Annotated in this window: 21 protein-coding genes and 1 pseudogene; 7 read left to right on the forward strand and 15 right to left on the reverse strand. The window is 56.9% G+C overall.

Annotated elements, in window-relative coordinates; all coding sequences use genetic code 11:
* The first annotated feature begins 123 nt into the window (after window positions 1-123).
* The 4 genes from ASC76_RS10225 to ASC76_RS24450 all read left to right on the forward strand — a co-directional run bounded on the left by ASC76_RS10225 (window position 124) and on the right by ASC76_RS24450 (window position 3,959).
* Window positions 124-669 (forward strand): hypothetical protein, encoded by a 546-nt coding sequence (locus tag ASC76_RS10225; RefSeq protein ID WP_162247093.1) that lies wholly within the window; start codon window positions 124-126, stop codon window positions 667-669.
* 217 nt (window positions 670-886) lie between these two features.
* Entirely contained in the window at window positions 887-1,861 is a 975-nt protein-coding gene (locus tag ASC76_RS10230) for a chromate resistance protein ChrB domain-containing protein (protein WP_056465186.1), read from the forward strand.
* Entirely contained in the window at window positions 1,858-3,030 is a 1,173-nt protein-coding gene (locus ASC76_RS10235; RefSeq protein ID WP_056465187.1) for a chromate transporter, read from the forward strand. The genes ASC76_RS10230 and ASC76_RS10235 overlap by 4 nt, the downstream gene beginning before the upstream one ends.
* Window positions 3,031-3,047: 17 nt before the next feature.
* Window positions 3,048-3,959: a Fe-Mn family superoxide dismutase gene (locus tag ASC76_RS24450; RefSeq protein WP_082548977.1), complete on the forward strand. Its 912-nt coding sequence runs from the start codon at window positions 3,048-3,050 to the stop codon at window positions 3,957-3,959.
* An 869-nt stretch (window positions 3,960-4,828) separates the two neighbouring features.
* Here the strand turns inward: ASC76_RS24450 and ASC76_RS10240 are convergent.
* Window positions 4,829-5,515, reverse strand: a complete 687-nt coding sequence (locus ASC76_RS10240; protein ID WP_235580407.1) for a tetratricopeptide repeat protein — start codon at window positions 5,513-5,515, stop codon at window positions 4,829-4,831.
* Window positions 5,516-5,669: 154 nt separating this feature from the next.
* Window positions 5,670-5,912 carry a hypothetical protein gene (locus ASC76_RS25215; RefSeq protein WP_157615485.1) on the reverse strand — a complete coding sequence of 81 codons (243 nt, stop codon included), beginning with the start codon at window positions 5,910-5,912 and terminating at the stop codon, window positions 5,670-5,672.
* A 933-nt stretch (window positions 5,913-6,845) separates the two neighbouring features.
* Between ASC76_RS25215 and ASC76_RS24455 the strand changes: the two genes are divergently transcribed.
* Window positions 6,846-7,265, forward strand: coding sequence for a GFA family protein (locus ASC76_RS24455; protein ID WP_082548979.1), 420 nt, complete (start codon window positions 6,846-6,848; stop codon window positions 7,263-7,265).
* Window positions 7,266-7,310: 45 nt separating this feature from the next.
* Here ASC76_RS24455 and ASC76_RS25220 read toward each other — a convergent pair whose 3' ends face one another.
* From ASC76_RS25220 to bioB, 3 genes are all read right to left on the reverse strand, one after another.
* A complete protein-coding gene (locus ASC76_RS25220; RefSeq protein WP_157615487.1) occupies window positions 7,311-7,979 on the reverse strand; it encodes a carboxypeptidase-like regulatory domain-containing protein in 669 nt (222 codons plus the stop codon).
* Between the two features lie 334 nt (window positions 7,980-8,313).
* On the reverse strand, window positions 8,314-8,679 hold the full coding sequence (locus ASC76_RS10250) for a hypothetical protein (protein WP_157615489.1): 366 nt from the start codon (window positions 8,677-8,679) through the stop codon (window positions 8,314-8,316).
* Between the two features lie 109 nt (window positions 8,680-8,788).
* Entirely contained in the window at window positions 8,789-9,796 is a 1,008-nt protein-coding gene (gene bioB, locus ASC76_RS10255; RefSeq protein ID WP_056465191.1) for a biotin synthase BioB, read from the reverse strand.
* Window positions 9,797-10,110: 314 nt separating this feature from the next.
* On the opposite strand from bioB, the gene ASC76_RS26550 reads away from it, so the two are divergent.
* On the forward strand, window positions 10,111-11,157 hold the full coding sequence (locus tag ASC76_RS26550; RefSeq protein ID WP_082548980.1) for a LysR substrate-binding domain-containing protein: 1,047 nt from the start codon (window positions 10,111-10,113) through the stop codon (window positions 11,155-11,157).
* Here the strand turns inward: ASC76_RS26550 and ASC76_RS10260 are convergent.
* The 5 genes from ASC76_RS10260 to ASC76_RS10280 form a co-directional block, all read right to left on the reverse strand.
* Entirely contained in the window at window positions 11,077-11,790 is a 714-nt protein-coding gene (locus ASC76_RS10260; protein WP_056465192.1) for an ABC transporter ATP-binding protein, read from the reverse strand. The genes ASC76_RS26550 and ASC76_RS10260 overlap by 81 nt on opposite strands.
* The gene (locus ASC76_RS10265; protein WP_056465193.1) at window positions 11,787-12,566 is read right to left on the reverse strand and encodes an ABC transporter ATP-binding protein; all 780 of its coding nucleotides are present in this window, start codon (window positions 12,564-12,566) and stop codon (window positions 11,787-11,789) included. Before ASC76_RS10265 ends, ASC76_RS10260 begins: the two co-directional genes overlap by 4 nt.
* 4 nt (window positions 12,567-12,570) lie before the next feature.
* A complete protein-coding gene (locus tag ASC76_RS10270) occupies window positions 12,571-13,422 on the reverse strand; it encodes a branched-chain amino acid ABC transporter permease (protein WP_056465194.1) in 852 nt (283 codons plus the stop codon).
* Between the two features lie 3 nt (window positions 13,423-13,425).
* Window positions 13,426-14,307 carry a branched-chain amino acid ABC transporter permease gene (locus ASC76_RS10275; protein ID WP_056465195.1) on the reverse strand — a complete coding sequence of 294 codons (882 nt, stop codon included), beginning with the start codon at window positions 14,305-14,307 and terminating at the stop codon, window positions 13,426-13,428.
* Window positions 14,308-14,401: 94 nt separating this feature from the next.
* Window positions 14,402-15,556 (reverse strand): ABC transporter substrate-binding protein, encoded by a 1,155-nt coding sequence (locus ASC76_RS10280; protein WP_056465196.1) that lies wholly within the window; start codon window positions 15,554-15,556, stop codon window positions 14,402-14,404.
* A 306-nt stretch (window positions 15,557-15,862) separates the two neighbouring features.
* Here ASC76_RS10280 and ASC76_RS25870 point away from each other — a divergent pair, with 306 nt between their 5' ends.
* A complete protein-coding gene (locus ASC76_RS25870) occupies window positions 15,863-16,915 on the forward strand; it encodes a GNAT family N-acetyltransferase (protein ID WP_200947126.1) in 1,053 nt (350 codons plus the stop codon).
* Window positions 16,916-16,994: 79 nt separating this feature from the next.
* Here ASC76_RS25870 and ASC76_RS10290 read toward each other — a convergent pair.
* The 5 genes and pseudogenes from ASC76_RS10290 to ASC76_RS25225 form a co-directional block, all read right to left on the reverse strand.
* Window positions 16,995-17,897: pseudogene (locus ASC76_RS10290) on the reverse strand (NAD(P)-dependent oxidoreductase); the annotation flags it as partial.
* Window positions 17,898-18,257: 360 nt separating this feature from the next.
* Entirely contained in the window at window positions 18,258-18,719 is a 462-nt protein-coding gene (locus tag ASC76_RS26365) for a cupin domain-containing protein (RefSeq protein ID WP_082548982.1), read from the reverse strand.
* Complete coding sequence (locus ASC76_RS26555; RefSeq protein WP_371262104.1) at window positions 18,635-19,153, reverse strand: MarR family winged helix-turn-helix transcriptional regulator; 519 nt, start codon at window positions 19,151-19,153, stop codon at window positions 18,635-18,637. The genes ASC76_RS26365 and ASC76_RS26555 overlap by 85 nt, the downstream gene beginning before the upstream one ends.
* The gene (locus ASC76_RS24480) at window positions 19,146-19,760 is read right to left on the reverse strand and encodes a gamma carbonic anhydrase family protein (protein WP_082548985.1); all 615 of its coding nucleotides are present in this window, start codon (window positions 19,758-19,760) and stop codon (window positions 19,146-19,148) included. Before ASC76_RS24480 ends, ASC76_RS26555 begins: the two co-directional genes overlap by 8 nt.
* Window positions 19,761-20,113: 353 nt before the next feature.
* Entirely contained in the window at window positions 20,114-21,601 is a 1,488-nt protein-coding gene (locus ASC76_RS25225) for a hypothetical protein (protein WP_162247095.1), read from the reverse strand.
* Window positions 21,602-21,773 lie beyond the last annotated feature (172 nt).

Here is a 21,773-nt window from a genome sequence, read left to right on the forward strand (position 1 = left end):
CCCCGTAAGTGTTAATCAATGGATAAGAAAAGTCGTCATCCATTTGGATGAACTTGCGCGGCTAACCGCTAGTCGAAAATGTTCATTCGAGGCCGGGTTCGCGGACGAGGACCTGAAAATTTCGTGAAAAATTACCACGCCATGAACTTTCGCACTACTCGACTTTCACACGCACTACTGCTCGTTGCAGTGGTATTGCTGAGCCTAGGGTGGTTCAACGCCCATAAAAGTATTACCGGCGTTCAAGAGCAGTTGACGGCGCGAGACTTGCAGCGAATGGCAATACTTCTCAAGGAGAACGCTGCGCTGCTCGAAGAGCTGCAAAGCAAAGCCTTTAGCGAGAGTGAGCTCGGAATACTGGACTCTTATCTTCTGAAGATAAGGCGCGACGGCGTCTCTAAGCATGCAGAAATGAAGCAGCGGATTGACACTCTGAGCGAAAACAACACGGTCATCGCCACGTTGGCCTCGTCCCACGCCCCCTACGCTAAAGACGAGAACTTTCGGAGCGAGGCGGACAAGTTTCAGAAGTACGCGGCCGCATGGCGCGACCGCTGGAATTCCGTCATGGCCGTTTTCATGTCCGGTGGGACTTATGCTGGATCTGCCGTCCCGTTTCCGAGCGGATTCCTTCGAGTGGTTGAGGAAGCACTGCCTTCTCACGGATAAAAAGCAGCTCGTCCGCGTATGTATTTACAGGCGTCGCTGAAGCTGTTCAGAGGCGGAACTGCTGACTCAATGATTCGTCGAGGACGTCAGGCGACCAAGAACTTCATTTCGTTCCGCGGGGCCTCACACCCTCTCAAAGCCAAGGGGACTCAGCCGGCGCCGAGCCGATGCGTCAATTTAGTTGTCATTATCACTACATGCATGTATTGTTAGTGACATGGCTGTCGCAAATCTGAGGTGGTTGCTTCTCATTGTTTCCTTGCCGTCGTCTAGCGCGACTGCTCGAATCCGCATCTGGCGGGCGCTTAAAGGACTGGGTTGCATGGCCCTGCGAGACGGTGCCTATCTGCTGCCGGCAGGAACCGATAACGCGCATAGGCTCCGAGAACTGGCAGACGAATGCATTCGGGAGGGGGGCAGCGCCTGGCTCATGAATGTGGAGGGACAGTCTGCCGAGGACACCGCTGCGTATCGCGAGCTCTTTAACCGCAGCCTGGATTACGCAGATCTCCGCAAGAGCTGGAAAGAGGCCAGCAAAAGCATCACTTCAATGAGTGCACTCGAACTCACCCGTCTGCAACGCAGGCTGCAGCGCGAGTTCGACGCCACGCGTGCTATAGACTTTTTTCCTGCGGAATCGCGGCTGGAAGCAGACACGGCCTGGGGTGAGTTCAACAAGCGCTTGCAAGCCTTGCTGTCTCCCGGCGAACCGCATGAGACCGATGGCGCCATTCCGTTACTTGATGTCTCGGACTATCAAGGACGAACCTGGGCTACAAGGCGCCATCTGTGGGTAGACCGTGTGGCAAGCGCGTGGCTAATTCGCCGCTTCATAGATCACGATGCCCGTTTCCGATGGCTCGCCGACCCATTGGAATGCCCAAAAACCGCGCTGGGCTTCGACTTCGACGGTGCCGCCTTCACCCACGTGGGCAACAGAGTGACGTTCGAGACTCTCATGGCGAGCTTCGGCCTGGAAGACGACCCAGCTCTCGCACGCATTGGCGTGATTGTCCATTCGCTGGATCTTGGCGGGGACTCGGTGCCTGAAGCAAGCGGCTTCGAGGCGATGCTTGCTGGCGCCCGTGAGCGCTTGCCCGACGACGACGCTCTCTTAAGCGAAATAAGCGGGTTACTGGATTCGCTCTATATGCACTTCCAGCGCGGTAAGCCGGCCGGGGAAACGACATGAGCGACAGTGGCATCCCTAGCTACTCGCTTGGTCAGTTGCTGCGCTACATGCTCGCACTTGGAACCTGGGGCTTCGGCGGACCAGTCGCGCTCGTAGGGTACATGTACCGTGACTTGGTCGAGCGGCGTCAATGGATCGCCGATGCGGACTACAAAGAAGGCATCACTCTGGCGCAATTGATGCCTGGACCCCTAGCGGCGCAGCTGGCCATTTATCTCGGGTTCGTTCACTACCGGCTGCTCGGGGCAACACTCGTAGGCGTCGCATTCGTGCTGCCGTCATTCGTGATCGTTGTCGCCATCGGTGCTGTTTACGTCTCGTTCGGAGGAATTCCGTGGATGCAGGCGGTTTTCTACGGCGTTGGTGCGTGCGTCATCGGAATCATCGCAATGAGTTCGTGGAAGCTGACCAGGAAAAGCATAGGCTCCGACAAGCTGCTGTGGTCAATCTATCTCGCAAGCGGCGTTATGACCGTACTGACCCAGTCAGAAAGCGTCTGGCTGTTTGTCGGGGCCGGCCTGGTCGTATGGTGGATACGGGCACGGCCGACCCGATGGTTCGATGGCCGTCTCCATGCCCTTGGAGGCCCAGCACTGTTTGTCGCGCTAGCGCTCACTGCCCTACCGGACTGGCCGACTCTCGGTCAGATTGCCGCCTTTTTTACGTACGCCGGGACGTTCGTGTTTGGGAGCGGCTTAGCGATCGTGCCCTTCCTCTATGGAGGCGTCGTGACAGAGCACCATTGGCTCAACGACCGGCAGTTTCTTGACGCCATAGCAGTAGCCATGATCACTCCAGGACCGGTCGTGATTACGACAGGTTTCATCGGATTTCTAATTGCTGGATTCTGGGGAGCATTGGTGGCAGCATTGGCAACCTTTCTCCCGTGCTACATCCTTACCGTGCTACCCGCACCGTACTTCAAGAAGCATGGCAAGCATCCTGGAATTGTCGCCTTCGTCGATGGCGTAACTGCTGCCGCGGTCGGAGCTTTGACGGGGGCTGTCATCGTGATCGCGCAACGCTCAGTCACCGACTTGATAACGGCCGCAATTGCCGTCGGTACCACAGCGCTGCTATGGCAATACAAAAGACTTCCTGAGCCGGTGATTGTCATCATCGCTGCGCTGCTGGGCCTACTTCTTCATCCGCTCGCGAACCACAGCTAAACAGCCGGAGCTCTCCTATGGAATTGCAGATCAGACCCCTAGAAGTCGACCTCTCGTTGCTAAAGGACCTGTCTCCAACGCTGATAGCAAGCCACCACGCAAACAACTACTCGGGGGCCGTGAACCGGCTCAATTCCATTCGCGCTCAGTTGGCTACTTTGGATTGGCAGGCGACGTCAGCATTTAACATCAACGGACTCAAGCGCGAAGAGCTCGTTGCGGCCAATTCAGCAGTTCTCCACGAGTTGTATTTCGAATCGCTCGGTGGCGATGGCGTACTCCCGTCTTCGGGCCTATCGGTGGCCCTGACCCGCGACTTCGGCTCCGTCGAACAGTGGCGCTCCGAGTTCACGGCACTCGGAAAAGCGATGGGGGGCGGCTCCGGATGGGCAATCCTTGCCTGGTCCAGTCGCGAGGGACGACTGATCAATCACTGGGCCGCCGATCACACAAACATGCTTGCCGGGGCTACGGCAGTCCTGGCATTGGACATGTATGAGCATGCATATCACTTAGATTTCGGTGCTCGCGCGGCCGCCTACGTCGAGGCCTTCATGGGGAACATTCGGTGGGATGCGGTCTACGACCGCTACCGGACGGCGGTCGCCAGTGATGCCATTGTGTGCGGCATCACTGTTAACGCGCTGACTGAATTCCGGGCAAACGTTTTAGACGTCAGACGTGAAGAAGACTTTCAAGCGGCGGAACATATGGTCCAAGGAGCTTCTTGGCGCGACCCGTCGCAAGTCTCACGTTGGGAGAAAGAGCTCGATCGCGCGCAACCCTACATCGTCTACTGTATGAAGGGCCTTGACATCGGACGTTCGACTGCGCTGGCGCTTAGAGCACGCGGTTTCAATGTTCGCTATCTTGAGGGCGGGATTGACGCTTGGAGCCGTGCCAAAGCTCCATTGCAGGCAAAACTTTAGGAACCGTAATCAAAAAGAGGTGCACGAGAGCGCGATGAGCAAACGCGAACGCGATATCTGCTCCTCTCGAATTCCCGCGACGCCAGCTTCGATCACTCCCTGCAACTGCAGACGACCGACCGTCGTCCGGGCACCTCCGGTCGCTGTCGAAGCGGAGCGACTCTTAGGAGACTGAGTTGGCGGCGAGCAATCGGCCCGCGATCCTGTCGTTACTATCTCGATCTGGCTTAACGCGTCGGTTCTTCAAGATCGGAACATGCCAAGTTATCGATGGTCATGTCTAGCTTGCGGTGGGGTGAACTCCCGATACGTCGAGACATGCGACGCGTGCGCCTGTCCGGCACGCGCTACATTGGGCCGGACTACCTCGTGCCGCGCCCAGTACGTTGAGCGTGGCGGCGTTCTTCAAGGAGATGCCGCGGTCGGTGCCCAGTCCGAACTTTCGGCATTCAATGTTTTATGCCGCCCCTTGTTGTTTGTGCTGTTTGGGTGGTCGCTGAGCAACCGGACCAGATGTCAGAAGCGCGATCGTTGAGCTAATCGCTCTACAGATGCGACAGTACTCAGCGATGCAAGTGGCCGCCGACGTTGGCACCTGCTTGAACACGTCCCGGACGCAGCCATAGAAATCGGGCCCGATGCGCATGGCTGGATCAAGCTCAGCAGAGACTCCGCGGGCTTGACCGAAGTATGCTGCCAGCGAACAAACCGCCTGGATATCGATCCGGCCGGATGGGTTCGCTATACAGTGTCTGTCAATCTTCTGGACGCGAACGCGGGATGTAGCGTGCGGTGTCACGTCGACAACCAGGCGTGGTCACTGTTATCGCGCTACTCGCCTGGCACTGTTATTGAAGCGAAATGAGCGACTACCTCTGACTTCTGACGGCCATCAGCCGACGGTACACGTCTCGGTTTAGGTCGCGCGCGAGAGGATTCCAGCGGGATGAGATCCGGACGAGCTCGGCGTAAAGAGTCTCGGCCGTACCACGATCGCCAGCCTCGTACATCAAGATTGCCAGTTCAGCCTTGCTTTCGAAAGTTCCGAACTTTGCGATGACCTTGTCAAGGAGAGCCTTAGCCTCAGCGTTCCGTGAATTTCCCGCATAGCAGCGCGCCATCAACAGGCAAACTGCCTCCTCTCGGAACTGAGGCCGTTCACTGCGCAGAGCCTCTAAATAGCGCAAAGCATCAGAGAATTTCCCGCACTCAACAAACGCTTTCGCGGCTTCGAACCTGATGTCCGGGTCCAGCGCAAAGGGGCCATTCAGGCAAGACTCGTACTGCTGCGCAGCTCCTTGAGGATCTCCCGCTTCAAGCATCGCAGCCGCGAGGCGCATCTGATTCTGCGCTGTAGGCGTGTCTTCAAATGCGGTGCGCGCATCACGTACGCTGCGAGTCGGATCAATTGTTCTGATCGCAACGTTGACGGCTTTGATCGCGCTTCGCTCTACCCGGGAATTGGGCAGGTACACCGCGAAGAAGTACACGAGGCTTCCCAGGAGAGGGAACGCAAAAAGAATAAAAAGCCAATACATCTGTTGGCGCGTCCGCATTGCGTGTACTGCACAGATTAACGCTATGACGACGTGAACTCCAAGGCCAGCAAATGGCATAACTCTTTCTCTCCGCTTTTGTATACGAGCACGATCGAGCCTAATGCGACATTTCTCTATAGAACCGAACGCTGTAAGCGATCGTCGATGCGGGCTATCGGATGCACCGGGCGTTGTAAGCGCCTTCGAGGCTTCGAAGCGCCTGAACCTCAGCATTGTTCAGTTCCGCCTCACGGCGACGCTTGAGGCTGATGACATCGCGCATGCCGTCACAGTACTCTCCACGAGCCTTGCTCTGCTGCCGTTCCCTTTGCGCCTGGTCGCGCTCAGCAATCTTGGTCTGCAGCTCCAGCGATTTATCCTGTTGAGCTCGACGACGGGCATCTTGGTCTTCCACTGAACACTTCTGCTGGTATTCCTCCTGAAGGCCGCGAATCACATCGCCGCGCACCCCCCGAGTAGGACCGGTGCGAATTGCCTCGCTCACTGATGCGCAGGCCGAGCCTAGGTACTTAACATGGTCCTGTGCGCGTGGGGCATCGGGAAGCGGTGCTGTATAAGCGGTGTACGGAGATGGATTTGATGGGCCATACGATCCGAGCTGCGTTCTAGGAACAACAGGGCATGGGCGATCGGACACATAGGCTGAGCCACCCGAGCCGCAGCGATACCACTGAGCGTACGAAGGCGACGCTGCAATGCAAAACGCAAACACCAAGCCAGCTTGGACCATCCATTTCATCGTTGTTCCCTTGTGAGCTTGGCAACAGTCGTTTTGAGTAGTCGATGACTCGCTGCACCGCTTGGCTAGATGTCACTTTACAGCCACCCATCAAGAATGACGCCCCATGTTTGCGGGGATCCCGTGCGGAAGTCCGACCAAAGGCCGCCGTGCGGAACATCGTCCGGATTCTCGCGAAGTGAGCCAGCCACCAAGACCGTGTCCTGATGCTGCGCTACCCAAGCAATGTGCGCAGAGAGATGCGTCGTGCGGAGCGCACCTTGACCGGGCTTATCAGTGAAAAGTACAACAAAGAGCAGTGGTACTTGAATCGGTCGTAAGTTCAGTCCAACCAGAAGTCTAAGAGCCTGACGTCCTGTGGGTAAGCTTAAGAGTTGAACCCTGCAGATTGGCTTTTGAACAGTTTTCAGCTGTTTTACTGGGTCGCGTGCGTAGACCTGATGGCTAGCTCACTTAGACTGAATGAGAGCCAATTTTCGCCGTGCAGTTTTTGCGGGGATGGAAAGCCTACTTGAGAGGTTCGCACCCCGGCTTACTCGTTGGCCGTCGCCAAGCACCATTACTAGGCTGCGGTCTAAGGGAGAAACCATGCTTCGTGGAAGTTGCCTTTGCCAAGGCGTTGCATTCGAGATCGATGGAGCAGTCATTGATTTGCTGTATTGCCACTGCTCCATGTGTCGAAAGGCCCACGGCACAGCATTCCGCGCACGGGGAAAAGTAAAGGCGTCTGAGTTCCGTTGGGTCCGCGGCGAAGAAATTGTTCGCTTTTACGAATCTTCCACTGGCGAGCACCGAGGGTTCTGCTCTACGTGCGGCTCGAACCTCTTCACCAAGTTCGACAATAAGCCGCGAGTGTTGGGCCTGTCTCTCGGTGTATTAGACGATGATCCTGGCACACGTCCGATTTGTCATGTCTTCGTCGGCTCAAAGGCGCCATGGCACGAAATAACAGACTCGCTTCCTCAGTTCGAAGAACTACCGAAGGTGCCGATCGTGCCAGCGAGGTAGTGTGACCGTACTCCAGCGGTAGTCGATTACCTGCCGGGCATGGTCCTATCGCGCCTCAGTTTGGCGAATGTCGCAGCTTGTGACACCCTCCGCTGAGCGCTGCAGCAGTCGCTCGTAGGCGCTTTGCAATCTCCGGGCCCCTTGCGCCCTGCGCGCGGCCATGTGAGCAGCCCCCATGAAATTTCGAATACGAACGAAGCCGCAACCTTTGCTCTCCGCGTTTGTAATGGATAGCCACGCTATATCATTCGCTCGGTCTGCAGCGTCGTAGCGTTCCGTATCGCTAGTTGCGCGAAGTAGCTTGATCAGACCATCATTCCATCTCCAAGACGTAACGCCGTCCAGCCCCTGCACGTCAAACCCGGTTGAGATCGAGTAGATCTGAAAGCCCTCTTTGAAAACCGTGATATGCGTGCGGCGGTCGTGCGTCTTTAGCAAAAAGGGATGCGGCCAAAACATTTGCTTATCGAAGTGAAATTTGCCGTCGCTACCCGTTTGCGTCTCCACCAGAAAAAGGTTGGTTGTTTGGCTACCGTTGCCGTGTAGGTAAAAGCCCCCGCCAGCGGCTTCACCTCGCAGCAGTACGACGGCACCCTCGATTGGATTTCCGGCCTCATCGCTCACGCGCATCGCTATTGCGGGAAAGGTGGCGCCAAATGCTGAGCCTGCAGCTATGACACAGGCGACCAGCATACCCGGGAGGCGATACAGCATATTTCGCCCTCGAAAGCACGTGGGAGTGACGCGAAATGAATGCAGATTCTGAGCCATGTGTGCCGATGAGACCTAGAGCTGCGGGCAGAGCCGGATCATGGTGGCCATCACGCATCGGTGCTGCGTGATCTTTCCAACTTACTGACGGAGCGTTATCCGACTTTCACTGTCCACGACAGCGTCGTCCGCCGGAAAAAACCATGTCTATGGCAAGCACTACGGGCATTTATCAGCAAAATATGTCAATACGGACAAGACCCCTCACCGGCCTGCAATCCAGCGCGTAGTTCCGAGAACATAGGCCTTTATTCGCCACTGTGCACTTGCATCTAACCTAGTGTGAGATCGTTTCATCCTGATAGTCAATTTCAGCGTCGGCGTTGATTTCGGTCCAGCCGGTCGCCACACCACTTCTTAAGACCACAAGGAACCCGGTGAACTTTCGATCCGCGATGCGGATATCGCCCCGCCCCACATGCTTCGCTACCATAGCTATTGCGGCCGCCCTTGGAACCATGCCACCAATCTTCCTGTGTACTTCAACAATCAGCTCCTCAGCCGGGACAATCTTGCCCAGCAGAGCCTCGAGAACTTCCCTCCGAAGTCCCGCTTCGTCAACGACAACAACCCACTCGTGCTCGGCGCCGTCGATCTTGGGAAAGTATCGGCGCATAAGGTCATGCACACGTCGGGGGTTCATCAATTCATTGTCGCAAATCGAGAGAACGTCGCCGAAGAAGCGGGACTCGTGCCGTACTAGGCCGACCCCCATCAAGCGGACCCTCGGCGTTGCGGTCGCTGGACAGCCCCTAGGACTGAACTTGTATTCCCAGCCTCGCAAGTAGCGCTCGATCGCGCTCCGCTTGTGGGTTAGACGTCGTCAGCAGACGATCGCCGTAGAAGATGGAATTCGCGCCGGCGACGAAGCATAGCGCTTGGAGCGCCTCGTCCATTTGCTCACGTCCCGCTGAGAGCCTCACCATTGCCGTCGGCATAGTGATGCGTGCCACAGCTACGGTGCGGACAAATTCGAAAGGATCGACTGGCTCGGAGTCTGCCAACGGGGTTCCGGGCACTCTGACGAGCTGGTTTATCGGGACGGACTCGGGATAAGGCTCTAGATTTGCCAGCTCCGTGATCAAGCCTGCACGATGAGACCGACTTTCCCCCATGCCCACGATTCCGCCGCAGCACACCTTGATGCCGGCCTTGCGCACGTTGGAGATCGTGTCGAGCCGTTCTTGAAAGTCACGCGTGCTAATGATCTTTCCATAGAACTCTGGCGCCGTGTCAAGGTTATGGTTGTAGTAGTCCAGCCCGGCTTCCTCGAGGGCCTGCGCTTGGCCCTCGTCAAGCATTCCCAGTGTCATGCACGTTTCCATTCCTAGCGCCTTGACCTCTTCCACCATTCTGCTAACGGACTCGATATCCCGCGCCTTAGGGCTACGCCAGGCGGCGCCCATGCAGAACCGCGTGGCTCCCTGGGCTTTGGCCGCTTTGGCTGCTGCAACGACTTCCACGAGAGGCATCAGCTTGCTCGCCTCAACTCCAGTGTCGAAATGGGCGGACTGGGGGCAGTATCCGCAGTCCTCTGGGCATCCTCCGGTCTTGATAGAAAGAAGCGTCGAGAGCTGCACCTCATTCGGATTGAAATGCTGTCTGTGAGTTCTCTGAGCTTCAAAAAGCAGATCCATGAAAGGCAGTTCGAACAACGCTTCCACGTCGCTAAGGTGCCAAGCCGCCGAGGGCACAGGACTGCTCCTTCGAGAAGCTTGACTGCGAAGTGACGTCATCGGGATAGTCGAGATTGTGGTCATTGGGGGTCGATGAAACATATTAGGCGGCACGCCCAGCGCGTCGAGTTGGTTGCGCGGGCCGAAAGCTGTCGAGCCCGTTTCAGTCCGCGGCCTTGCAATCATCCCCGCTCCCTCTCTCAATGGCATGCTCTTTTCTGATCCGATCGCTGCGCCGCGTTGGCAGAATTTCGGCGTCGTTGATCGAGGGCTTCAACTCTCTCGCAGCTAGGTCGAAGTCGCATTAACGTAGCTCATGCGACGTCACGCAAATGCCGGTTGTGTTTAAACACTCGCACCATCAAATTGAAGGCTTCTAGTCTGTCCGTAAGAGTCAAATGGAATTTCGCCAGCTGAGATACTTCACGGCGATCGTGGAAGCGGGCAGCATCACCCGGGCTTCACGCACGCTCTTTGTCGCGCAGTCTGCCCTGAGCTCACAGATGTCCCAACTAGAAGCAGAAGTGGGGGCACGCCTTCTTGACAGGGCTCCAACCGGAGTTACTCTGTCGGCGGAGGGTCGAAGATTTCACGCGCACGCTGTTGCCATCCTGCGCCAGATCGGCGAAGCGAAGGCGTCGGTGGGCGCGGACGAACCTTCGCCAAGCGGAATTGTCTTGCTCGGTATACCGCAATCGGTGGCTGCTGTCCTCGCGCTCCCTGTCCTTGTGGCAGCGCGTCGCGATCTGCCAAACGTCGACCTTCGAATTACAGAGGGACTTACAAGTTCCTTGTCGAAGGAATTGCGCATCGGTCGTCTGGACCTGGCGGTCTTATACGGCAGCGAAGGGGCACCGGATATCTGGGGTCAACCGGTCTTAACTGAGGAGTTGTGTCTAGTCCGTCGGCCCGCCTGTCGCACCGGGAGAGTGCGAGCCTCAATCTCGCTGCTCGAGGCCTTGAGCGGACCGCTGGTGCTGCCTTCGGTGCCGAACGGCGTGCGCATGATCGTTGATTTCGTGGCTCAGCAGCATGACCTCGTTCCCTCGATAGTCGCTGAAATTAACTCGTTGGCCTTGCTGAAAGGGGCCGTGGTCATGGGTATGGGGGCTACGATCTTGCCTAGAGCCACCGTGGAAGCTGACCTCAGGAGCGGAGACCTTGAAGCGCTCACTATCGAGCAACCCAAACTGGTCTCCGCTTTAGGCGTCTATGAGCTTCGAGCCGTCCGGTTAAGTCGAGCGGCGGCGCACGTTAAGCGCTTAGTCACCAACGTGGCTAGGGGTCTTTGTAGAGATTCCGCATGGCCAGGAGCGGAAGTCGCGTTCTCGAACGAACAGTCACTCTCACCTCAATCACATTCCTCAGATTCCCAGATAGGCCTCCCTGAGCCCTGGATGTCGCTTGAGGTCCTCGGCACTGCCACTCAACACGAGCTGTCCTGACTGCATAACGTAGCCTCGCTGAGCAAGTTGAAGAGCTTGCACAACGTTCTGCTCAACGATCAGAATCGACAGCCCGGACGCAGCCACCTGCTTTAGCGTCGAGAAGATGTCTCGCACAACGAGCGGTGCTAGCCCCATTGAAGGCTCGTCCAATAATAGTAGTCGCGGCTCAGCCATCAGAGCTCGCCCGATCGCCAGCATCTGCTGCTCCCCGCCGGACAGATTCCCGGCGTATTGGCTCAACCGCTCCTGCAGCCTGGGGAACATCCCTAAGATTTCATCGAAACGTCCCGACCGTACGCGATGACCAGGTCGACTATGCGCGCCCAGTTCGAGGTTTTCCCGAACCGTCTGGCGAGCCAGGATGGCCCGCCCTTCCGCAACCTGAACCATGCCGCGCTTGACAGTTTCGTGCGGTGCCAGCCGGGAAATTTCCTCTCCGTCGAGCGAGACAGTGCCAGCTGTCGAACGGATCAGCCCCGACAGCGTTAAAAGCGTAGTGGACTTTCCAGCTCCATTGCTTCCAAGTAACGCGACTACCTCCCCGAAACCAACTTCAAGGTCGATGCCATGAAGCGCCTCAACGCGGCCATAGGCTGCGCGAAGACCGCACACGCTTAACAACGGCTTCATGCGAGGGGCACCGCTTCCATGACGTCTTCGGTTCCAAGATAGGCCGAAATGACCTCCGGATCCGTGGTCACCTCGCTGGGCGTGCCTTGCGCGATGATTCGGCCGAAATTCAATACCGCCACACGGTCGCACAGGCCCATCACAAACTTCATATCGTGCTCTATCAGTATGACTGACAGACCTTTGTCGCGGATACCTACAACAGTGCGCATCAGGTCCGCCTTCTCCGGAGAGTTCATGCCCGCAGCCGGCTCATCCAAGAGAAGAAGTGCGGGATCTGTCGCTAGCGCTCGCGCAATTTCCAAGCGGCGTTGCTCGCCATAGGAAAGCGTGCCTGCCAGCAGCTCGGCCTTCTCATCTAGGCCTACTTGCGTCAACAGTTCGTTCGCACGCTCGCGTGCTGCCTCTTCGAAGAGCACATACTTCTTCGTCCGAAACAGAAGGTCCGCCGCGCCGTATTGCATGTGTCGATGCATTCCCACGATAACGTTCTGCTCTAGCGAGAGTTGCCCGAAGATTCGGATGTTCTGAAAGGTTCGGGCGACGCCTAGTCGGCATATCTCATACGGCATCAGGCCCGCAAGGGATTTTTCGCCCAGCGCTATAGATCCAGAGGTCGGTTGCAATAACCCCGTAATGAGATTGAATACTGTTGTCTTCCCCGCACCATTGGGACCTATGAGCCCATGGACCAGGCCACCCTCCGTTGAGAGGTTGAGGTCCTCAAGGACTCGCAGCCCACCAAACCGTTTCGATACAGAATTGAGGTGCAACATTGCTTTAGCGGGCCCGCGCTCGTGTGATACCTCGAATAGTTCCCAAGATTCCCTGCGGCAAGAAGACTGTGACGAAGATCAGAATCAGTCCATTCATCGCGAGTCGAAATCCTTCAAAGGAACGCAGGAGCTCAGGCAGGATAGTGATGGTCAAGGCACCGACGATCGGCGCGAGCGGGGAGGTGATACCGCCCAATACAGCCATTGTCAGAATTTCGACCCCGCGCTCGAAACCGAACTCCTGCGGTCCAATGAAAAACGTGAGGTGCGCGTTGAGGGCGCCGGCGAGACCGGCGATGGCGGCACCGATGACGAAGGCGACCAGCTTGTGACCAACCACATTGACCCCCATCAAGCCACTCGCGACTTCGTCTTGCTGAATGCTGGCAAACGCACGGCCAACACGCGACGTCGCCAGGCGCCGAAGAGCAAACACAGTGACCGCTAGGCCGAGAGCAACGTGCCACCACTGCGTTAATGCTGGAATGCCGTTCAGTCCGAGCGCACCTCCGGTGATGCTCTCGGCGTTGATGATGCAGACTCGCACCACTTCACCGAACGCCAACGTAGCCATAGCTAGATAGACCCCGGACAGCTTTAGCGTGGGCCGCCCCATCACAAGAGCCACTAGCGCTGGCGCCAGCACACCGAGGGCAACAGAAGCCGGAAACGGCGCGCCGAAGCGCATGGTCGAATAGGCCGACACGTATGCCCCGATGCCCATGAATGCAGCATTGGCCATAGCTAGCATCCCGCAACTCAAGGTCACGTAGATGGACAAGGCGAGCAGTGCATTGGTACCGATAGCTAGGATCAGGTTGCTGTATATCGCCCAGAAATTGCTTAGTTGGTCCATGGCTTAGGCCTTGCGTTCCTGCATGCTGCCGAATAGACCGCTCGGTCGCACCAGCAGGACAAGGAACAGAAGCCCATAGGCGACTGCGTCTCTTGCGGAAGAACCAACGAAGACAACGGCTCCCGTTTCGGCAATACCAAGGCAGAGCCCGGCAAGCATTGCGCCGCGGATGTCGCCAAGCCCACCAAGAATAATCACCGCGATGCCCTTATGCAGCATCGCTTGCCCCATTAAGGGGAAGATCGCGTTCGAGTGCAGCGCAATGAGCACCCCGGCCGCTCCTCCCAACGCGCCAGCGAGGAACGACGTGTTCCGAAAAACTGCTTCGACGTTGATGCCGATTAGGTGGCTGGCCTTTGGCGATTCCGCGACAGCACGCAACGCGCGACCGAACGCCAAGTAGCGGATGACTATCCACAGTGTGGCCATCAACAAAAACGAAGAGAAAATGATGACAAGCTCGAGCGCTGTCACAGTAATTTCACCCACTTGCAGCGTCTTGTCGGCTAGATCATTGAGGGGGAAGCGCCGGTTCTCAGCGCCGAAGAGCCCTTGCAAAATGCTCGTCGTCGTGATTCCTACTCCGATGGTGGCAATCATCGGCATCAAGTGCGGCGCATTGCGGTTGCGCAGTACTCGAAGGATGGTGGCGTCCACCAGCGCACCGGCAACGCCACTGGCTAAGATGCCCAGACACGCGCCGAAGACGATCCCAAGGTGAGCTCTGGAAGTGACTTCCAGCGCTACAAACGCGCCGAGTGCGAAAAGAGCGCCTTGCGCAAGGTTGATCACGCCCAAAACCCCAAAAACTAAGGTGAACCCCAACGCAAAAAGCGCATAAATGCAGCCTAGAGATAGAGCGTTGAAGGCCTGTTGAATAAGCATTTTTGGCTTTCGAGCCGAGGCAGCGCCTTGCAGCGGCCAAGATTGGGCGAGCGTGTGCCGCGACGCTGGGTCGCGGCACAGCGATGGACGGTGCTCAGTTCTGCAGAACGAAGCGGCCCTGACGGGTCACGCTGACAATAGCGCGTTGCTCCGCGTCGAACCCGGCAGGCTTTCCAGCTCTATCGAAAGCCTGTTTAAATTTAAACGCCCCTGTTGCGCCCTTCCACGTCACAGCGGGCAGAGCGTTGCGGATGGCAACACGATCCACTGCAACAGTGCCCGAGAAATTTACCTTCTTCGCTGCCTCACAGACAATGAAGAGCGCGTCGTAAGCTTGAGCTGCGAATTGGTCGGGCGCGTTACCACCAAACTTCTTCTTGTACTTGGCGATGAACTGTTTGTTCTCTTCGCTCGCGTTTTCGAAAGACCAAGGGCTGCCCACCCACAGGTTTTCCGCCTTCTCGTTGGCGAGCTCGAAGATCTTGACCGAGTTCATCCCGTTCCCGCCAATGAACGGCACGTTAATCCCGAGCTGACGGGCCTGCACCATGATGGGCGCGCCCTCTGCAATCAGAGCGGACAACACAATGGCATCGGGCTTTGTGGCGGCAATCTTGGTCAACTGAGCCTTGAAGTCAACATCGCCCTTCGCGAACGTTTCCGTTGTCGTGACCGGTACTTTGAGATCGTCCAGGGCCTTCTTGAAGTTGTCGTAACCGCTCTTGGTCAGAACGTCGTCACTTCCATAGAACACGGCCACCTTCTTGAGTCCGACTTTTTGAGCCGCAACACGAATGGTCTCGGGAAGCACGTCGGCTTCCGTCACTGCGTTGCGAAAGATGAAGTCGCCAGTTGCGGTGATGCCGTCGGCGGTGGTAGACGTTCCAAAAGCAACGACTCGCGACGCCTGAGCAATTGCATCTGCCGCTACTGCTACATTCGAAAACGTCGGGCCGAAGATGGCGAGAACGTTGTCCTGAAAAATCAGCTTCTTGAAGGTGTTGATGCCTTCTTCCTTCTTACCTTGATCGTCGTCGATGACGGCGACGATCTTGTTACCTTTGACCCCCCCAGCGCTATTGATTTCCTCGACGGCCAGCTCGAAGCCGTTCCGAATCGATGCTCCGTATTGGGCGCCGGGTCCCGTCAAGGATGCCGCCAAGCCGAACTTCAGATCCGCCGCTGAGGCCGAGCCAACAGCGACGGTCAAGCCCGCCGTAAACACGGCCAAGCGCAAATAATTCTTCATACTGTCTCCTAATAGTCTGGATGCTCGCGCCCGCGCTCGGGCCGGCCCACTCAGTGCGAGTGATGACCGCTTGGCTGAGTTATTCACCTAGCCAGGCGCGACGAATCGTAGAGTGGCGGGCGGCTTTGAGGAAATACGGATTGGCGTCAGCCCATCTGTTTTTCCGATGACGCGGCCACGCATCAATTCAACCGATCAACCAGATTTGTGAGTTGGCGTCTCCGACGTTGCGAGGCAAACTTCTGCCTCTGCACCGCCCGCCGGTAGCGAGTGCGAGGGTTGCGACACCTGCGGAAGTGCTGGACTATGGAATACACGATCGCGCTAAGTGACATCGCAGAAGAGTCTGCTCGCCAGTCAATCTTGAAACCGCTTGCTGAATGCAACAACAGTCGGGCGGGGCCGAGCGGTTCCAGGCCGTTAGTCATCGAGATCAGAAACAAAAACGGAAGCGTTCTAGGCGGTTTCTGGGGAACCACTGCCTATGGGTGGCTGTTCGCACAGTGGCTGGTCGTTCCGGAACCTTTGCGCGGCACCGGTCTTGGCAGAACCATGATGGAGCTTGCGGAAAGAGGGTCGATTGAGCGTGGCTGCGTAGCGGCATGGCTCGACACCTTTGAATTTCAGGCCGGCGGTTTTTACGAGAAGCTGGGCTATGTCGATTCGCTGCCAATGGCTGACCGAGGGTCCGTGTCAACCATTGGGCTGCTCGCAGTTCAACAATCAGGGCTCGACATGTTGCTTTACGGTAGTACAGATTCCGGGCATTCCTACAAAGTGCGCTCTTTTCTGCTGCTTGCAGATTGGCCGCACGACTACCGCTGGATCGATCTGACCGCCTCGCGGCAGGAACGTCCCAAGGCTTTTGTGCTTGCCAGCAAGTTTGGTGAAGTTCCTGTCCTCATTGATGAGAGTTACACCTTCTGTCAATCAAACGCCATCCTTCTATACCTGGCCCAGCGGACAGGCTTGTTCGCAGGAGAGGTGGACGAGTGGCAAGGCGTTCAGGAATGGCTGTTTTGGGAAACCAACAGAGTAGGCTTTAGCGTGCCGAACTTGCGATTCGCACTTCGGTGGTCAAAGCAGCCGCCGGAGGTCCTGGCATTCCTGAGGGCACGTGCCATCGCAGATCTGTCTACTCTGGACGCCTTCTTGTCTGAGCAGATGTTCCTGCTCCCGTCGGGTCCCACCATTGCGGATATCAGTTGTTCGGCGTACCTGTTCTGGTTGAAGGACGCGGACCTAGACGAATCTGCTTTTCCGAATGTGCAACGATGGTTGGCCGACATTCGCGGCCTGCCGCACTGGACTCACCCAGACGTTGCGATGCTTTCGGGCGGTCTAGCCAAGGGCAATTAGCAGCGCCGAGGGGATCCACAACTCCGCAGAGTTTCTCTCGCGTAGCCTCTATTCCACGTGGGCGCAATAAAGGAGGTCTTTACCTTGGACGGTCAGTCCTGACTTCCATGGCCTTCAAGACCCCGACCATATCGAGTTGTCCCAGGCCACCCTCCAGTGCCTCGCTGAATAGATCGTTGCAGTCGTCCATCACTCGGGTTGCTATCGCGGCAGAACGAGCCGCTTCCACTATCAAGCGACTGTTCTTTTGCACGTCGACAATGGACGCCTGCACCGAGAAATCTTGACCGATGAGCTTGGCCAACTTCATCTTCGAGACGGCGCTGGCCATCGGCCCGGCGTCCAGGATCTCCCCGAATTTCTCCAAGTCAAGCCCATTTCTTTCGGCGAAATGGAAAGACTCGCACAGTCCCGTCACCATCGTGATCAAGAAAAGGTTTACGGAGAGCTTCATAAGGAGCGCCGATGGAACGGCTCCGCAAACGATCGCTTGCTTGCACATGGGCTTGAGGAGCAGAGCCACTTCGTCAACCGCTGGTGTGTTGCCAGCGAGCATCGCGACCAGTTGACCGGCCTCGGCAGGCGCTCGTGATCCTGACACTGGAGCTTCAACGTACTGGCCGCCACACTCCCTGATTGCTTCGTCAAGGCCTGCCGAGTATTCAGGCGAGGTCGTACCCATGTTGACGACGATTCGCCCACGAACCATTTCTGCGAACTCGACCTCCCCGCGTTGCAGAACCTCATCCATCGCTTCACTGTTTGCGAGCATCAAGATGACCACGCGACAAGCCTTGAATACGTCGCCAGGGCTCCTCAGGATCTCGACCAACGGACTTTCAAGGAGCCGAGCTCTCTCGCTTGAGCGGTTCCATACCGCTAAACGAGCTCCTGATCGTGCAAGATTCTTGGCCATGGGCAGGCCCATGACCCCCGTTCCAATGAAGCCCAATTTGTCTGTTGTCACTGTGCGAGTCCGATCCTGATCTTGACTTACCGGGGTCTCTAGGACACCGCTGAGCGAGTATCCGGAACGGCCAGTCCGGTGTCACATGTAAAGATTTCACGTAAGTGCTCAGAGGGGCGGCGGTTAGCTTCTCTGGGCAACTGAACGCCTATCCATTAGAACGTCCGGGCCAGCTCACCTTGAACGGCCGATCGGAGACGCTCCGCCTGCTATTTACCGAACCAGTTAGGTGGCTGGCGCCTTCGCCGCAGGCAAAAGAGTTGCTGCGGTAATGAGCTTCGTCTTATCTCTCACACTGTTTGCTTTGAGCTGTGCACAAGATGAACGTTCGCCGGAGGAAAAAATTCCGCCGGCATGCCCGCCGTCGTTAGACCCTCACCGGAGAGGGTTGGAGTCGCAGTCGATGATGACCAGCGTCCCTTGGCTCCTATGTGCAACTCCATGCGGAACGCCCGCAGGAACGACGTAGACCTCTCCGGCCGAAACCTGCAGCGCCTTGCCTTTAAAGGTCAGGTTCATCACTCCGTCGATTACTAGAAACGCTTCCGAGGAAAGTGCCAGGAGATCGACCTTGCTAATCGCCTTAAATCCTGCCCCAATGAGCCGCGAAAGGGCTTTCGACGCCCCCTCCCCTTCGCCAAATTTGCTCGATGCCGTGATCGGCAGCTGAGTGATCGTCTCTGACCTGGACTTTGCCGGACACACTGAGGGAGCCCGGCACCGCGCGGAAGGCCCTTTCGGCCAACCGCAACTCAAAATCCTCGTTCGATTTCCGTTGCTCGCGAGCCCACTGGGCAATCCGGGCCATCGCAAACGCTGTGATCGCAGAAGCGGCATACATTTCGTGCGAAGGCGCGATCAACTACCGCGTTCCCCAGTACCTTATCGAGCAACCCCGCCATGATGACCCGCTCCTTCTGCGAGAGCGCTCCCAGGAGGCTGTCACACGCCTTTAGACGCTCCCTTTGAAGCCTATCGGCTTCTAGGCAGCCCTCGGTCGAGAGACACAGATCCACCTCGCGGCCCTCTCTTTCGGAGCGATCTACGAGTCCGCGTTCCACTAAACGGTCGACGGCTCTGGAGCATGCAGGCTGCGAAAGCCCGATCACCTTAGCCAGCTCCACCACGCCAACTGGTGCCCAGTGTCGTAACCAAAGCAAGACGGCGACGTTCGTTCTTGAATGGTCTTCGGACGTAGATTCCAATGCACGGTCGACAACCGCCCACAGAGCCCCGAGCTTGTTTGCGGCTAGGCTGTCGAAGTTATTCACTGCGCACGGGGCTCTCGTCTGCGCGCATTCGGCAGAGCGCCGAGGAATATCGCTCCATCAATGTCTTCATAACCGGGGAGCCATCTGCCGGACGCTTGATATTAAAAACGTATCCAGAGAAGTCCAGCGTCTGTTGGATCGCCCAGATCCCATCGTGATCCGAAGTCGGCAAGATTTTTGCTGGCGTACCCACCGCCACCCATCCGATCGGGACCATACTGCCCGGCTCCAAGGTGGTTCTGAGATGCACGAGGCCATTGATTCGGACCTGGCTGTTTCTTCCAATCACAGCGCCGTTGAAAACCGTTCCACCCGTGGCAATGAAGACCTCGTCTTCAATGGTGCAGCCCACCAAATAGGCACGTGGGCCAACCAAAACGTGGTTCCCTAAGCGAAGCGGCTGGTTCGGCACACCGCGCAGCACAGCTGTATCCATGATTACGCAGTGCTGACCGATATGAATCGAGCCTCCTTCGGCGGCGATGACAACACCGTGGCCGATGGAAGTGTTGGGCCCGATATGCACATCACCGGAGATGACGGCAGTCGGCGCAACGCGAGCGCTTGGATCGATGATGGGAGACAGCGAACGGGTCTTCAAAAGCATGTGTTACTCCATATGCATGATGCATGCATCAATGTTATCTGGAGAGCGGTGCGATTGCAACTTCGACTTCTCTCGTTCCCGCCCAGAGAGCAAGCCCCCTCCTAGGATCCATGCGCACCAAAGTTGCCATGCCAGCCCCAAGAGTATGAGTTCGACGGGTCGCCGATTGCGACTTGCCTAAGGCCGTCACACGCGGCCATCCCGACAGTGCCAATCAGAGGCTCGGAAGCACTCCATATCCGGTCGGCACCCACGCCGGCGAACGCTGCCGCTCGACCCACAGAAGAACCACCTGCATGAAGTTCATCCAGCAAGCTGGCGCCCGGCGGTGTGTGCGAGCCAACTGCCGTTTTCTAAAACAGATTAGCACCCAACGCCCAAATAATGTTTACCAGCATGATCAAAAAAACAGCGAGGAGAAAACCCTTTTTCCACGGCGCAAATCTCTTTAACACGGATAGTTGAAACTGCCCAAGTGTCTGACTTTGAAGGGGAGTCAATCTCGAGAACAAGGCGCGCTCTAGTTCGAACCTATCGTATATCCACTTCCCGTCGCCTGCGTCGGAGAGAACCTGGCGATATACGAGCACTTTGCTCCCCACCAGAATCGAAATGGGCGATATCAAAACAGCGTTCAATGGGCAGTGCGCGATTATCTTGCCTCTATCTTCAATGCTGACACCAGTTCCGGATATAATCAACGTGCGCCCCATAAATCGCAGAGCGTGTACAACCGCAAAAATAAGAGCAGCAACAAGCACCAAGCCATACCCTATTAATATCTCGCTGTTGAGGCGCTTGGTCAATGGCAGTAATTCATGTGAGAACAATCCGACCATTATTACTAGTGTAGTACCAACTAAAAGAGGGCCGCTAACTAAAGCAATCTTGGTCTGATGCAAATACCACTGCGCAGGCACAAGGCGTACAGACGCAATGTTCCATGGCTCGGCGCCATCGGAGGCGACCGATATGGCTCGAAGGTTCGCGGGTGAATGCCCGAACTTAACGGCAAGTGCAAACCCAACTACCGAGGTGATCGCAAGCCCAACCCAAGCGCTAATGCCCAACGTGACGGACTCATCCCGGGCGACTCGCGAACGAGCAAGATCGTCACGAAGCGTGGCGTCCCCGAAAGGACCAAGAAATTTGCCGGCGGGGTTAATCCGATATAGATCGATGCCATTGAAATCGGCAACGAGAGCGGCATCACCGAGTACATCGATCGCGATGGGGTCGGCGTCGTCATGCAAAGCCGCCCTTCCGACAGGTCTAAGGTCATCGCCGTATGTCAAAACGTCTCCATTTTTCTGTCCGCGTTCAACCGCCAAGACCCACAGCGCTTCATTTTGGCCCTCTGCTTTAGGCAAATAGGCAGCGTCCGTGACCAGAGTGCGGCCACTTCTAGACTTCGGATGGCCTCGGGACTGAAGGGATTTCCGAACTTCGAAGCTAGGGACTTGAGCAGAAACGTCCAGCCAAACAAGCCGGCCGTTGTCGTTATCACCGACCATCAGCTGGCCACCGTCGACCAAGCGGAGGCGATTCGGAAAATACAACTCTCCTTCGCCACTTGTCGCAATCACTTTTCCGGAGAAGTCAAACGCGCGAACGCGATGACTCTTCGCGTCAGCGAGAAACACGCGTTCACCGAGCGTATCGACTGCGATGTGAACTGCGCGAGATCGCCGCTCGAGCTTCAGTTGGGCTCCGGCCATTACCTGTACACACTTGGCGAGCCGTTTCTCTTCGACAACGAAAACGCAACGCACGACCCGTGGCACCGAGTCTTCAAAAAACCACGCCTGAACCTCACCATTGGACGCCACCGCCCAGTCCATGTCGGTAGGCTCCTCCGTAAGCGTCAGGTCGGACAGTCCTTGGCGGCCTAACGGGCGCCCTACTTCGTCAACAAGGCGAAGCTCCTTGTTAAAGAAGAAGGCCACGTTATGCGAGTTACCGAGCGACCAACTTCGCAGGGACGAGACGCGTGCCACTTCGTTTTGCCGCTGA

This window comes from Rhizobacter sp. Root404 (genome assembly GCF_001425865.1).
Classification (GTDB): Bacteria; Pseudomonadota; Gammaproteobacteria; order Burkholderiales; family Burkholderiaceae_C; genus LMDS01.

Coding starts and splice junctions, on each gene's coding strand:
- ASC76_RS25225 (WP_162247095.1), bottom strand. CDS start 21,601: ATGGACTGGGCGGTGGCGTCCAATGGTGAGGTTCAGGCGTGGTTTTTT.
- ASC76_RS10265 (WP_056465193.1), bottom strand. CDS start 12,566: ATGTTGCACCTCAATTCTGTATCGAAACGGTTTGGTGGGCTGCGAGTC.
- ASC76_RS10235 (WP_056465187.1), top strand. CDS start 1,858: ATGAGCGACAGTGGCATCCCTAGCTACTCGCTTGGTCAGTTGCTGCGC.
- ASC76_RS10270 (WP_056465194.1), bottom strand. CDS start 13,422: ATGGACCAACTAAGCAATTTCTGGGCGATATACAGCAACCTGATCCTA.
- ASC76_RS10275 (WP_056465195.1), bottom strand. CDS start 14,307: ATGCTTATTCAACAGGCCTTCAACGCTCTATCTCTAGGCTGCATTTAT.
- ASC76_RS10240 (WP_235580407.1), bottom strand. CDS start 5,515: ATGCGGACGCGCCAACAGATGTATTGGCTTTTTATTCTTTTTGCGTTC.
- ASC76_RS10280 (WP_056465196.1), bottom strand. CDS start 15,556: ATGAAGAATTATTTGCGCTTGGCCGTGTTTACGGCGGGCTTGACCGTC.
- ASC76_RS24450 (WP_082548977.1), top strand. CDS start 3,048: ATGGAATTGCAGATCAGACCCCTAGAAGTCGACCTCTCGTTGCTAAAG.
- bioB (WP_056465191.1), bottom strand. CDS start 9,796: ATGACCACAATCTCGACTATCCCGATGACGTCACTTCGCAGTCAAGCT.
- ASC76_RS26550 (WP_082548980.1), top strand. CDS start 10,111: ATGGAATTTCGCCAGCTGAGATACTTCACGGCGATCGTGGAAGCGGGC.
- ASC76_RS10260 (WP_056465192.1), bottom strand. CDS start 11,790: ATGAAGCCGTTGTTAAGCGTGTGCGGTCTTCGCGCAGCCTATGGCCGC.
- ASC76_RS25870 (WP_200947126.1), top strand. CDS start 15,863: ATGGAATACACGATCGCGCTAAGTGACATCGCAGAAGAGTCTGCTCGC.
- ASC76_RS10230 (WP_056465186.1), top strand. CDS start 887: ATGGCTGTCGCAAATCTGAGGTGGTTGCTTCTCATTGTTTCCTTGCCG.
- ASC76_RS25220 (WP_157615487.1), bottom strand. CDS start 7,979: ATGCTGTATCGCCTCCCGGGTATGCTGGTCGCCTGTGTCATAGCTGCA.
- ASC76_RS24455 (WP_082548979.1), top strand. CDS start 6,846: ATGCTTCGTGGAAGTTGCCTTTGCCAAGGCGTTGCATTCGAGATCGAT.
- ASC76_RS24480 (WP_082548985.1), bottom strand. CDS start 19,760: ATGCTTTTGAAGACCCGTTCGCTGTCTCCCATCATCGATCCAAGCGCT.
- ASC76_RS26365 (WP_082548982.1), bottom strand. CDS start 18,719: ATGCCGCTTCTGCGATCACAGCGTTTGCGATGGCCCGGATTGCCCAGT.
- ASC76_RS10250 (WP_157615489.1), bottom strand. CDS start 8,679: ATGAACCCCCGACGTGTGCATGACCTTATGCGCCGATACTTTCCCAAG.